At 59.5% G+C, this 11,826-nt stretch carries 13 protein-coding genes; 9 read left to right on the top strand and 4 right to left on the bottom strand.

What is annotated here, in order from left to right; translation table 11 throughout:
* The first annotated feature begins 171 nt into the window (after positions 1-171).
* Both PH558_RS02660 and PH558_RS02655 read left to right on the top strand, forming a co-directional pair.
* Positions 172-549, top strand: coding sequence for a VOC family protein (locus PH558_RS02660; protein ID WP_285201990.1), 378 nt, complete (start codon positions 172-174; stop codon positions 547-549).
* Positions 550-817: 268 nt separating this feature from the next.
* Positions 818-1,525: a phosphatase PAP2 family protein gene (locus PH558_RS02655; RefSeq protein ID WP_285201989.1), complete on the top strand. Its 708-nt coding sequence runs from the start codon at positions 818-820 to the stop codon at positions 1,523-1,525.
* An 11-nt stretch (positions 1,526-1,536) separates the two neighbouring features.
* On the opposite strand, the gene PH558_RS02650 is transcribed toward PH558_RS02655, so the two are convergent.
* On the bottom strand, positions 1,537-1,923 hold the full coding sequence (locus PH558_RS02650; protein WP_095436331.1) for a response regulator: 387 nt from the start codon (positions 1,921-1,923) through the stop codon (positions 1,537-1,539).
* Positions 1,924-2,153: 230 nt separating this feature from the next.
* Here PH558_RS02650 and PH558_RS02645 point away from each other — a divergent pair, with 230 nt between their 5' ends.
* The gene (locus tag PH558_RS02645) at positions 2,154-3,833 is read left to right on the top strand and encodes a phosphoethanolamine transferase (RefSeq protein WP_113408138.1); all 1,680 of its coding nucleotides are present in this window, start codon (positions 2,154-2,156) and stop codon (positions 3,831-3,833) included.
* 57 nt (positions 3,834-3,890) lie between these two features.
* Here PH558_RS02645 and PH558_RS02640 read toward each other — a convergent pair whose 3' ends face one another.
* Positions 3,891-4,268 (bottom strand): cupin domain-containing protein, encoded by a 378-nt coding sequence (locus tag PH558_RS02640; protein WP_095435537.1) that lies wholly within the window; start codon positions 4,266-4,268, stop codon positions 3,891-3,893.
* Positions 4,269-4,482: 214 nt separating this feature from the next.
* On the opposite strand from PH558_RS02640, the gene PH558_RS02635 reads away from it, so the two are divergent.
* The 5 genes from PH558_RS02635 to PH558_RS02615 all read left to right on the top strand — a co-directional run bounded on the left by PH558_RS02635 (position 4,483) and on the right by PH558_RS02615 (position 8,353).
* Positions 4,483-5,520 carry an LLM class flavin-dependent oxidoreductase gene (locus PH558_RS02635; RefSeq protein WP_285201988.1) on the top strand — a complete coding sequence of 346 codons (1,038 nt, stop codon included), beginning with the start codon at positions 4,483-4,485 and terminating at the stop codon, positions 5,518-5,520.
* A gap of 149 nt (positions 5,521-5,669) precedes the next feature.
* Complete coding sequence (locus tag PH558_RS02630) at positions 5,670-6,569, top strand: MurR/RpiR family transcriptional regulator (RefSeq protein WP_285201987.1); 900 nt, start codon at positions 5,670-5,672, stop codon at positions 6,567-6,569.
* A 121-nt stretch (positions 6,570-6,690) separates the two neighbouring features.
* Positions 6,691-7,437, top strand: a complete 747-nt coding sequence (locus tag PH558_RS02625) for a COG4280 domain-containing protein (RefSeq protein ID WP_112415467.1) — start codon at positions 6,691-6,693, stop codon at positions 7,435-7,437.
* Positions 7,434-7,640: a hypothetical protein gene (locus tag PH558_RS02620; RefSeq protein WP_285201986.1), complete on the top strand. Its 207-nt coding sequence runs from the start codon at positions 7,434-7,436 to the stop codon at positions 7,638-7,640. Before PH558_RS02625 ends, PH558_RS02620 begins: the two co-directional genes overlap by 4 nt.
* Before the next feature lie 131 nt (positions 7,641-7,771).
* A complete protein-coding gene (locus PH558_RS02615) occupies positions 7,772-8,353 on the top strand; it encodes a histidine phosphatase family protein (protein WP_285201985.1) in 582 nt (193 codons plus the stop codon).
* An 85-nt stretch (positions 8,354-8,438) separates the two neighbouring features.
* Here the strand turns inward: PH558_RS02615 and PH558_RS02610 are convergent, their stop codons facing one another.
* Positions 8,439-9,374 (bottom strand): phytanoyl-CoA dioxygenase family protein, encoded by a 936-nt coding sequence (locus tag PH558_RS02610; protein ID WP_285201984.1) that lies wholly within the window; start codon positions 9,372-9,374, stop codon positions 8,439-8,441.
* Between the two features lie 133 nt (positions 9,375-9,507).
* On the opposite strand from PH558_RS02610, the gene PH558_RS02605 reads away from it, so the two are divergent.
* Positions 9,508-10,371 (top strand): helix-turn-helix domain-containing protein, encoded by an 864-nt coding sequence (locus PH558_RS02605; protein ID WP_095435544.1) that lies wholly within the window; start codon positions 9,508-9,510, stop codon positions 10,369-10,371.
* On the opposite strand, the gene pdxR is transcribed toward PH558_RS02605, so the two are convergent.
* Positions 10,361-11,785: a MocR-like pyridoxine biosynthesis transcription factor PdxR gene (pdxR, locus tag PH558_RS02600; RefSeq protein WP_285201983.1), complete on the bottom strand. Its 1,425-nt coding sequence runs from the start codon at positions 11,783-11,785 to the stop codon at positions 10,361-10,363. The genes PH558_RS02605 and pdxR overlap by 11 nt on opposite strands.
* Positions 11,786-11,826 lie beyond the last annotated feature (41 nt).

Raw genomic sequence — 11,826 nt, 5'->3', positions numbered from 1 at the left:
TTTGCGATTGGAAATTTGGATCGAACGACCCGATAACCGACCGCTTCGCTTTGTTGACTTCCCATCACCATTGCAAGATGGTGAGGCCCAATTGAACCTGCGGGCTTCGAAAGCTGGCATCTTCCAGGGGCGGCTTCGCAATACTCCGCAGACAACACGGAGCGAGTTTTCATGTTCGACCATATCTCGATCGGCGTCAAAGATCTGGCGCGGGCACAGGCGTTCTACGATGCTGCATTGGCACCGCTTGGCTATGAACGTCTGACCAATTTCGACGGCACAGTCGGATATGGGGCGGAGCGTGCCCAGTTCTGGGTCAGTGAGGTGGAACGTCCCGTTCCCGCCGATCGCGGTTCCGGCCTGCATTTCTGTTTCGTGGCGCCAAGCCAGGCAGCCGTCGACGCCTTCCATGCCGCCGGCATCGCCAACGGCGGCGAAGACAACGGTAAGCCAGGTATCCGGCCTGACTACAGCCAGTTCTATTATGCCGCCTTCGTTATCGATCCTGATGGTTACCGGCTGGAAGCCTATTTCAAGACCGGTGAATAAGTCACCGCGCACAACATAGTAAGGCACGGTCAACCGCCGCAGTCGCTTTACCGGGTTACCGAGCCTCAAGGACGTTCTTAACCGTTTGATCTTTCAGGTTACTGTCAGGCTTCTGTCATAAAAGACGCCCGATAGTGGCCTTTGGGCGTTTGCACAACGCGGACGGGCACTTGTTTTGAACCTGTTCGGACAGTGGCCAGCGTCTACGATGTACGACAACTCCATTGCTTACACAAAACGGACTGCTCCCATCAGCAGATCCTTTTTTGTGTTTCTCTCGCTCTTCGTCCTCTGGTGGGTGCTGCTGTTCGTCTTCTATCGATTTCCCGATATCGATCTCGTCGTCGCGAAGAGTGTCTTCGCTGCTACACCCTGCGCATCCGCCGTCATTCCGGGTGAAGTCTGCGGCGCCTTTGCCCTGGCCAAAAACCCTGTCTTCGAGATCGTGCGAGGTGTGACGCTCGCCCTGCCCTATGTCGCCGTCGTTGTCCTGATTGCCAACCTGATTTCCTCCTGGCGCAAATTCGGCGCAGGCTGGCGGACGCTGAAAACGGATCGGTACATCGCTGCATTGATATCGCTTGTCATCGGCTGCGGCCTCATCGTCAACACGCTGCTCAAGAGCTACAGCGGCAGGCCGAGACCGCGCAGCACGGATCTTTTCGGCGGCTCGCTGGATTTCGTCCAGGCAGGCTCGTTTGCCGGCCGATGTCTCGGAAACTGTTCTTTCGTCTCCGGTGAGGCGTCGTCTGGCGGCTGGTTGCTTTGCCTCATCTTGCTGCTGCCGCCGCGCCTGCGTTTTCCGCTCGGCATTCCCCTTGCTGCCGTCTCGATCATGATGCCGATCATGCGCGTGATGACCGGAGCACACTATCTGTCCGACGCGGTCCTGGGCTGGCTCTTGTCCTTGGTGGTCTTTGCCGCAGCCATCGCTGTGCTAGATCTCCTGCGGTCGGGAACGACAGCCCGGCCCTGAAAGCCGTCGCCTCAGCCAGCGTTGCGCATGCGGATCAAGCGGCGGCGTCTTGCCGCCTTGCGCACGCGAACCGCCATCTCGCTTAGCGCAAAGGGCTTCACGAGATAGTCGACGGCACCGATATCCATGGCCGCCATCTGGTCCGACAGCTGATCATAGGCCGACATGATAATGACTGGGGTCGTTTCGCCGCGCGCTTCCATGAGCTTGAGCAGATCGAGGCCGCTGCCATCGGGCAAGCGAAGATCAAGCAGCATCACGTCGTGGGCTTCGGCCGCGACAGCGCCCCTGGCAGATTCCAAATCCATGGACCAGTCGACTGACCAGCCCTCCGCATGCAGATGATCCTGTACGGCATTGCCTATGAGTACATTGTCTTCGACCAATAGAAGCCGCACGATTGCATCCCCAGTTGCAATCAAGCAGCTATGATGCCTATTTCTGACGGCGACCTGAACTCCGATATGAAGCCGGCAAAAAAGACGACAATCGGAATCAGGCCCGAAATAGCCCTGCACAAAAGCTTGTCGTTCAGGTAAATGTCAGGATTGGTAACCATGGTCGTCGGCTTCAACAGCCCAAGCGCCATCCTGCAGTGATGGGTTTACAGGCGCCCAGCCGATAGCCCATGCCTCGGAGACAACCATTGACCAGCGAAAACGCATCATCTGGCCGACAGATATTCAGGCCAGCAATCGGCAGTGTCACACTGTGCCTTATAGCCACGCTTTATGTACTTCTTGTGACAAACAAGATGTTCTGGACGAAGTCCTATGGCTATTTTATCGCCGACCGGGCCGCTTTTGCCGCCTTCGTCATCGGTATTTCCGCAGCCATCATGGCGCTCTTCACGCTCTTCTCCGCCAAATACGTCACGAAGCCGGTCCTGATCTTCTTCATTTTGGTGGCATCGGTATCGTCCTGGTTCAACGACCAGTTCGGCGTCATTATCGACAAGGAGATGATCCGCAATGCGGCTGTTTCGACAGGCGCGGAAAGTGGCCATCTGATCACGACGCGCTTCATCACCTATGTTTTGCTGACGGGCGTCTTGCCGTCGCTTGTCGTCGCATGGATCCGGATCGTCCATCGCCCGATCTTCAAGAAACTCGCCTACAATACCGCCGTCATCCTCGCCTGTTCGGCGATCTTCGTCATCGCCGGGACGACCTTCTATAAGACTTATGCGGGCGTCGGCCGCGCTCATCGCGACCTGATGGATACCCTCAATCCGGTGATGCCGATCACAAGCGCGGTGCGTTACGTCATAGATACGCAAAGAAACGCAAACGTCGTCGCACAGCCATTGGGCACGGACGCCCATCGGGTCGGCGTCGTCGACAAGGGCAGGCCGCGCGTCACGATCATCGTCGCCGGAGAGACGGCCCGCGCACAGAATTTTTCGCTGGGCGGCTATGCCAAGATGACCAATCCGGAGCTGGCAAAACGCAACGTAATCTATTTCCCGAATACAAGCAGCTGCGGAACGGCAACGGCGACCTCCATACCCTGCCTGTTCTCTGTCTATACGCGCGGGCAGTATACCCACCGCAAGGGACTTGAGACGGAGAACCTGCTCGACGTCCTGACCCATGCCAAGGTGGATGTGACCTGGCTGGATAATGACACCGGCAGCTACAACGTCACCGATCGCGTCTCCTATACCTACCTGCCTCCCTCTGCCGATCCGCGTTTCTGCAAGGACGGCGAATGCAGGGACGAAATCCTCGTCGATAAGATCGACGGCTGGCTGGATAAGGTGAAGGGCGACAGCGTGCTGGTGCTGCACCAGCTCGGCAGTCACGGTCCGGCCTACTATCAGCGCTACCCTGAAGAATTCCGCCAGTTCCAGCCGGATTGCCGCTCCAATGACTTCAGCTCCTGTTCCCAGGAGGAAATCACCAATGCCTATGACAACACGATCCTCTACACGGATCACATCGTCGCCATGGTGATCGACAAGCTGAAGCAGCGTTCGAACTCGGTGTCCGGCTCCGTGCTCTATTTCTCCGATCACGGCGAGTCGCTCGGCGAAAACGGCATCTATCTGCACGGCACGCCCTATATCATCGCACCCTCACAGCAGACGCATGTGCCGATGCTGGTATGGATGGCTGACGATCTTGCCAAGGCCGCCGGCTTCGACATGGCCTGTCTTGCCAAGCAGGCCGCCGAGGGCACCTACTCTCACGACAACATCTTCCACAGCGTTCTTGGCATGATGGACGTCTCGACGAAGGTCTATGATCCGAAGCTGGATGTTTTCGCGGCCTGCCGCACGCCGTCGAACAAGCTGGCGCTGAACTGATGGACTGGTCAATGTCCGGCAGCCCTTTTTGACGGGCCGCCGGACCATCGGGATCGTTTAAAGACGCTTGGGCGTGCGGATCGTCCGCTCGTTTTCGACATTGCCGGTATTGAGCGTCGTATTGCGCTCGAACAGCACGACTTCGCAGGTCGGCTCGGCGACCGGACAATGCTCCACCCCATGCGGAACGATGATGTATTCGCCAGGGCCAAGGACAATATCGCCGCCGTTTTCCTCGCGCAGCTTCATGCGCAGTGTTCCCTTGACGACCAGGAAGAGCTCGTCCTCCTCTTCATGATGGTGCCAATGGAAGGCACCCTCCAGCTTCGTGAGCTTGACCTGGAAATCGTTGATATCGCCGCCGATGTGCGGACTCCAAGTTTCATCGAAGGCTGCAAAGGCTTTGGTAAGATTAACCTTTTTCAGTGCGACCATATGTTTCCTCCTTCATCCAACTGCGCTCAGGTCCAAGCTAATATTGGCGCGAGTGCTACCGATCGCAACGCCGGCACTGACGAATATCGCCGGTTGCCATCGGCATATCGAATTCTTCGAAGATTTCAGCCGAAACTTTCCGGGTAGTGGATGGTCGGAAGCGACACTACATGCTGTCTCAACATTATCATTTCGACACATGACGGGAAAAATCATGACGACAAACAATGTCGAATTCGGCCTAGATACTTTCGGCGACGTGACCTTCGACGACAAGGGCACGCCGTTGCCCCATGCGCAGGTGCTGCGCAATGTCGTCGAGGAAGGCGTCCTTGCCGACCAGCTTGGAATAGACTTTTTCGGCATCGGTGAGCACCACCGCGAGGATTTTGCGGTCTCCTCGCCCGAAACGATCCTGGCCGCCATCGCCAGCCGCACATCGAAAATCCATCTGGGATCGGCCGTCACCGTGCTGAGCTCGGACGACCCAATCCGCGTGTTCCAGCGCTTCTCCAGCCTGAACGCTGTTTCGAACGGCCGCGCCGAAGTCATTCTCGGCCGTGGCTCGTTTACGGAGTCCTTCCCGCTATTCGGCTTCGAGCTGTCGCAGTACGAGCAGCTGTTCGAGGAAAAGCTGGATTTGTTCGCGGCCTTGCTCAAGAATGAGCCGGTGAACTGGCAGGGCAGCATCCGCCCGCCGCTGCGCAACCAGAAGGTCTTCCCGACCATCGAGAGCGGCCAGCTGAAGACCTGGATCGGCGTCGGTGGCAGCCCGGAATCGGTGGTGCGCGCCGCTCACTACGATCTGCCGCTGATGCTGGCGATCATTGGCGGCAGCCCCTATCGCTTCCAGCCCTATGTCGATCTCTACCACCGCGCCTACGAGCAACTCGGCAAGCCGGTGCAGCCGATCGGCATCCATTCGCCCGGCTATATCGCCGAGACGGATGAACAGGCACGCGAGGAGCTGTGGCCCTGCTTCAAGGCGATGCGCGACCGCATCGGCCGCGAGCGCGGCTGGCCGCCCATGACGCGCGCGGAATTCGACAACGAGATCGAAAAGGGTTCGCTCTATGTCGGCTCGCCGGAAACGGTCGCCGACAAGCTCGCCCCGGTCGTCAAGACGCTCGGCATCAGCCGCTTTCAGCTGAAATACAGCGCCGGCGCACTCGGCCATGACAAGATGCTGCGTTGTATCGAACTCTACGGCCGGAAGGTGATCCCGGCTGTGCGCGCGGCCTTGGCGGAATAGTCGCAACAAGCTCTCTGCGCTTGCCTTTCAACGCGATCAAAAAAGGCGCTTTGCGACACAGCAAAGCGCCTTTTGTTTTGTGCTGTCATTCTTTTGCAGTAAATGCTACAGATAATGCAATTGGTAGCATTTACTACAAAAGATATCCGATGGCAGAAGCGACGCAGAAACCTCGCATTTTCGAAGACCGCGTTCTCGATGTGATCGAGACCCTCGCACCCGCAGAGCAACGTATCGCACGTTTCTTCGTCGATCAAAAGCAGGCCGCACTGTTGAATTCGGCTGCCCAGATCGCGCAGCTCGCCGGCACCAGCGACGCGACGGTCGTCCGCACCGCCCGCGCCCTCGGCTTCGAAAGCCTGTCGATGTTACGGGCCGCCCTGCTTGAGGAGCTGACGGGAACGCCATCACCCGGAATGCGGATGCAACGCACGCTGGCTGAAACGGGCAGCCAAGCCGGCGATGCGCTTCACCATGTCATCGGTATGCACGAGCAGGCTTTGGATGTTCTGCGACGCGAGGAATTTGCCGCAAGCTTCGAACGCTGCGTCGATATTCTTGCCAAGGCAGCCCGACGTCATGTCTTCGGCATCGGCCCCTCGGGCGCCATGGCGGATTATGCCAGCCTGCAGTTCAATCGCATAGGCCTGCCGACCACCGCACTCTCGGTCTCCGGCATAGCGCTTGCGGATCGCCTGCTCCGGATCGGCAAGGGTGACGCGGTGCTGGTTATGGCCTATGCGCCGCTCTATCGTGAGGTCGAGGTGCTTCTCGACCATGCGGGCAAACATGGCGTTTCGGTCATCCTCATCAGCGACGATCTCGGCCTGCTCACGGCCGACAAGGTGGCTGAGGTCCTGCCAGTGCCGCGTGGCAATGCCGGCCACCTCGCCATGCATGCCGGTACGCTGGTGCTGATCGAATCCCTAATCGTCGCGCTCGCCGCGAAGGGCAAGGATGCTGCCATCGACAGCCTCGACCAGCTCAGCCAGCTGCGCGGCGCGCTCGATAAATCATGGAGCAAACGCGGCACGAGGAAACGCAAGTGAATGGCAACCAGACCGCCAAGCCGGAGTGCTTCACGCGTGAGCTCACTTGGCACATGAGGAAGAATAGTCCGGAAAATACCGCACGAATTCAAGGCCCTAACCGTCATTCGGGAATCAGTTCATGAACAGCCTCACACCCATTCTCTCCACCGTGACGGCATCTTTCCTCGGCTCGTTTGTCGAAGTCGTGGAAGCCTTCACCATCGTCCTCGCCGTCGGCGTCACACGAAGCTGGCGCCCGGCCCTCACGGGTGCCGCGCTTGCGCTTGCCGTGCTGGCGGCCCTCGTTCTCATCTTCGGACCGCTGCTGGCGCTGATCCCGATCGAAATCCTGCAATTCGTCGTCGGCGTTCTGCTGATCCTCTTCGGCATGCGCTGGCTGCGCAAAGCCATACTTCGCTCCCTCGGCGTCATCGCCCTGCACGACGAGGAAGCAGCCTTTTCCAAGGAGACGGCAGCATTACAGGCACAGTCCACAGATCGCCGTGCCGATTATCTCGCCGGCCTTGCCGCCTTCAAGGCCGTGCTGCTTGAAGGTGTCGAAGTGGTCTTCATCGTCATCGCCGTCGGCGGTGCGCATGGCCTGACACTCTATGCCGGCCTCGGCGCGCTCGCCGCCTTCGTGCTCGTCATGCTGATCGGGCTGCTGGTGCATCGCCCGCTTGCTACCGTGCCGGAAAATACCCTCAAATTCGTCGTTGGCCTCATGCTGACAAGCTTCGGCATCTTCTGGACCGGTGAAGGCATCGGCGCGCATTGGCCGGGCGAGGATCTCGCACTGATCGCCATCTTCGCGATCGTCTCGCTCGCCTCCTACGCCATCATCCGCGCCATGCGCGGCAACCCAACAGCAAAGGCAGCCCAATGACCATCGTGCGCATCGCCCTGTCCGAGCTCATCGGCATGTTCATCGATGACGGCAGCCTCGCCACGCTCTGCCTCATCCTCATCCTCGTGATTGCCGGAGCGGTGAAGTTTCTCGCCATGCCGCCGCTCGCGGGCGGCCTTCTGCTGTTGATCGGCTGTCTCGCCATTCTGCTCTACAGCGTCCGTCGCGCCGTGAAACGATGAGATTCACAACCCTCTACAAGAGCTTGGATTTGCAGAGGGTTGTCGCGACACTTACCGAACAACCTTAACCCTCGACAGAGCCTTTCGCAGATGCGAAGAATTTCGCACGGCAAATGCAAAGGAGAAACGGCATGAGCAGCGCCTATCCCGAAGTCTATCTGGTACGCCACGGACAGACGGAGTGGAGCCTCTCCGGCAGGCACACCGGCCGGACCGATATTCCCCTGACCGCTGCAGGCGAGGAAGCCGCCCGCAAACTCGCGGGCCGCCTACCCCTAATCAATTTCGCCGCCGTCTGGTCGAGCCCCTCGCAGCGCGCGCAAAACACCTGCGCGCTGGCGGGCTTCGGCGATCGCCGCGTCGTCAAGGAGGATCTGGCGGAGTGGGACTACGGCGCCTATGAGGGCATCACTACGAAGGCGATCCTTGCCGAACGCCCCGGCTGGCAGGTCTTTCGCGACGGCTGCCCGAACGGCGAGATGGCAGCAGATGTCGGTGCGCGCGCCGACCGGATCATCGGCGAACTTCGCGGCATCAATGGCTCCATCCTGATCTTCTCCAGCGCCCATTTCCTGCGCGTCTTCGCCGCTCGCTGGGTTGGCCTACCGCCGGAAGGCGGTGAGCATTTTATCCTCGACACCACAAGCATCAGCGTGCTCGGCTACGAGCATGACTTGACCGAGCCGGTCATTCGTCGCTGGAATGAGACCTGACGGCCGCGTATTTACCATCACATCTGTCTAAGAATTTCGAGCGGCCATGGCCGCTCGATGTCTTCGAGAGTGTGCTTTCAGCCGTTTACCAGGCCTTGAGACCCAACAGCTTTTCACCGAGCGGTGTCAGTTCGGCCGTCGTCGCATTGTGCTTTTCCCAGTCGCGGGGATCGCCGGGAAAGGCGTCGCGCTTCGGAGAGTCCAGTTCCCTCCACAGGCGAATGCGTTCCTCGCGTTCAGCGATATTGTCGTATTCCGCCGGATGCATGGAGATATATTGCGCCATGCGAACACGGTTATCCGAATGGTTCGGACGGACGCCGTGCGCGAGCAGCGAATTGAAGATCATCAGGTCGCCGGGCTCCATGTCGATATTGACGACCGACAATCCTGTCATGTCCGGATGCATCGGATCGCGATCGGCTGGCTGCGTCTTTTCCCACTCCTCGAAATGCTCAAAGAGCTCAGGCACGCACTGAAATCCGCCGACATCGCCATCCTGCTTCTTAAGGCTCAAAACACCCTGAACGCCGATCGGCAGCGGGCGGATCGAAGTATCGACATCCCAATGGATGAAGCCGTTCGGATTGCCCTTTACCTTCTTCGGCGGGTTGAGATTGGCACGATCGATCGTGACCCAGAGATCCTCGCGATCCCAGATGTCGACGAAGACATCGTAGATCCGCTTTTCCATGCGGTTGTCCCAGAGATACTGGTGATTATAGATCTCCAGCATGCCGGTATTGTTGAGCTCTTTCATCTTGTGCTCACGCCGCTGCGGCGCATACCAGGTGGAGGGGTCGTTCGGGTCCTTCTCGTCAAAACGCCACAAGAGCTCGACAAGCCGCTCGACATTCGCCGCAGGCACGGCCTGACGCACGATCACATAACCCCTAGTGATCCAATGCTGCCAATCGTCCTTCGACAGCACTCTGAGCGGCAATGTCTTCTGGATATCCTTCAATTGCGTCGTGACCGCGGATGCGGTCGGGTGCGCGTCTCGTTTCAAGGCAGGCTGCATCGGTTTCCTCCATCTCGCTGGCCCTTTTGATTTCGGGTGACGGAAAACTTGTAGCGCCGAAGCTCACGCTCATGTTGCCTGGCTCTGGCCAATTCTGATACTATTTTGGCTTCTACCATGCTATGGACGCCCCATGAGGCCCTATCTCGAAGTTTTACCCCGTTCGCCGGAGGCATCCTGGAGCATGCTGAACCGTCGGCTTGACGACTGCATTCCGTTCCAGTGGCATCATCATCCGGAATTCGAACTGACGCTGACGCTGAACTCCATCGGCCAGCGCTTCATCGGCGATCATAGTGGCGACTATAATGACGGCGATCTCGTTCTCGTCGGCCCCAATCTGCCACACAGCTGGGTTTCGCGTGCCAAGCTCGAAGAAGAAAAGCCGCATATTGCCTTGGTGCTCTGGTTCAATCGCGACTGGCTTTTGCAGATGACGGGCGCCACCGTCGAATTCCGGTCGATCGAAGCGATGCTGCAGCGTGGAGATAACGGCCTGCGCTTTTCGCAGACAACTTCCGCCGCCGTCCGCTCCTCGTTCGAAACCATTTTCGAAAAGCCACCCGTCGAGCGCCTTCTGGCTTTGCTGGGCATCCTGGTGACGGTCGCGGAAGATCGGCAAGCGACGCCGCTTGCCAGCGCGCCGGCGCAGGCTCCGGATCTCAAGGAAAGCCGCGAGCGTATCGACCGTGTTCTCACGCATATGCATCTTCATTATGCCCGTGCGATCAGCCTCGATGAACTGGCCGATATCGCGGCGCTGAGCGTCTCCGGCCTGCACCGCATGTTTCGCCGCCATACCGGCGGGACGATATCGGATTATCTCATGCGCATGCGCATCGGCGACGCCTGCGCCCGCCTCTCCTCTACCGACCAGGCGATCCACCATATCAGCGATTCCGTCGGCTATGCCTCGCTTGCCAATTTCAACAGGCAGTTCAAAAGCCTGAAAGGCATGACGCCACGGGAATACCGGCGATTGTTCGTCAGGCGTTGACGGGCATCGTCGCAAGCAGCCTGGCGATCCTTGCCACTGCAGCATCCGCAGCCCGAGCTTCCATGCGCGCGATACCAAGCAGCAGCCCGGGTCGAGCAGGTCCCAGATACAGCGCCGATATCGGCCGAACAGCGAAACCATTGGAGTTAATTGCACGCACGACGGCGACGTCGTCGGTCTTTCCGTCCCGGAACCAGCTCGCCACTTGCAATCCGCCTGCTCCCTCGCCCACCTCCAGCCAATCGCCGCAATGGCGACGAAGCGCCTCGACAGTTGCCGCCATGCGCTCCGCATAAATAGCGTTCATCCGCCTGAGATGCGCACGAAACCGCCCCTCACGCATGAAATCGGCCAAGGCCGCCTGGATATGAACGGGCACGACCGCCCCCCTCAGCCGCTGGGCCGCTTCGGTCGCCGCCAGAAGCCGCGAGGGAATAACGGCATAAGCGAGGCGCAGACCGGGCGCGAGCGTCTTCGAAAAGGTGCCGATATAGGCGACCACTTCGCCGTGATCGATGCCCTGCAGGGCGGCGATCGGCCGCGACGCATATTGAAACTCGCTGTCGTAATCGTCTTCCAGCACGATCGCGCCGTTGGCGCGGGCGAATTCCAGCAAGGCGAGCCGACGCGGCAGGCTCATGGTGACTCCGGTCGGATATTGATGCGAGGGTGTGACATAGATCAGGCGCGGCGACGGCTCGGCCCCTTGCGCGATATCGATACCCTCGGCATCGCAAGGCACCGGCACGAGGCTGGCTCCAGCCATCCGCAGGATCGCTTGCGCGCTGGCATAGCCCGGGTCTTCCATCCAGACGATGTCGCCCGCATGATCGGGCTGAAGCAACACGCTCGCGAGCAACCCGATCGCGGCACCGGTGGACGGGACGATCACGATCTGCTCGGGGCGGGCAACCACGCCACGCGTCGCCGAGATGTGTTCGAGGATGGCCTCGCGCAACTCGCGAACGCCGCCATGATCGCTGTAACCAAGATCATGCACCCGCAAAGAGCGGCCGCGAGCGCCGAGACAACGCGCCCAAGCTGCATGGGGAAAGGTCGAGACATCGGGCACGCCGGGTTCATACAATCCCCCGGTCTTGAATTCCGTAACGCGCGGCAGATTTGGGAGCGATGGTGCAGCTTGACCCGACAACGGCGTCGTCGGGAAAGTCGCAACGCGTGTCGCCGCACCCGATGCCGAGCGCAGATAACCTTCAGCCTTGAGCCGATCATAGGCATTCACCACGGTCGACCGCGCAACGCCGAGCGAGACGGCCATCGCCCGCGTCGACGGCACGCGCTGCCCTGCCGGCAACTGCCCGTGCAGGATGCGGTCGCGCATCAGGCGATAGACTTGCCCCTCCAGATCGCCCGAAGTCCGGTCGAGTGCCGGCCACTGCGCAACCGATACCATAAAACCTCAACTGGTCTGCTAAAAATCAAAAAACTGGCTGT

It is taken from the genome of Rhizobium pantanalense (assembly GCF_030182525.1).
Lineage (GTDB): Bacteria > Pseudomonadota > Alphaproteobacteria > Rhizobiales > Rhizobiaceae > Rhizobium.
The sequence above is the reverse complement of the archived record's forward strand: the minus strand, read 5'-3'. Positions and strand labels throughout refer to the sequence as shown.

Bases quoted from the DNA above. Each gene is read 5' to 3' on its own strand.
- PH558_RS02660 (WP_285201990.1), top strand. From the start codon at position 172: ATGTTCGACCATATCTCGATCGGCGTCAAAGATCTGGCGCGGGCACAG.
- PH558_RS02645 (WP_113408138.1), top strand. From the start codon at position 2,154: ATGCCTCGGAGACAACCATTGACCAGCGAAAACGCATCATCTGGCCGA.
- PH558_RS02640 (WP_095435537.1), bottom strand. From the start codon at position 4,268: ATGGTCGCACTGAAAAAGGTTAATCTTACCAAAGCCTTTGCAGCCTTC.
- PH558_RS02635 (WP_285201988.1), top strand. From the start codon at position 4,483: ATGACGACAAACAATGTCGAATTCGGCCTAGATACTTTCGGCGACGTG.
- PH558_RS02630 (WP_285201987.1), top strand. From the start codon at position 5,670: ATGGCAGAAGCGACGCAGAAACCTCGCATTTTCGAAGACCGCGTTCTC.
- PH558_RS02625 (WP_112415467.1), top strand. From the start codon at position 6,691: ATGAACAGCCTCACACCCATTCTCTCCACCGTGACGGCATCTTTCCTC.
- PH558_RS02620 (WP_285201986.1), top strand. From the start codon at position 7,434: ATGACCATCGTGCGCATCGCCCTGTCCGAGCTCATCGGCATGTTCATC.
- PH558_RS02615 (WP_285201985.1), top strand. From the start codon at position 7,772: ATGAGCAGCGCCTATCCCGAAGTCTATCTGGTACGCCACGGACAGACG.
- PH558_RS02610 (WP_285201984.1), bottom strand. From the start codon at position 9,374: ATGCAGCCTGCCTTGAAACGAGACGCGCACCCGACCGCATCCGCGGTC.
- PH558_RS02605 (WP_095435544.1), top strand. From the start codon at position 9,508: ATGAGGCCCTATCTCGAAGTTTTACCCCGTTCGCCGGAGGCATCCTGG.
- pdxR (WP_285201983.1), bottom strand. From the start codon at position 11,785: ATGGTATCGGTTGCGCAGTGGCCGGCACTCGACCGGACTTCGGGCGAT.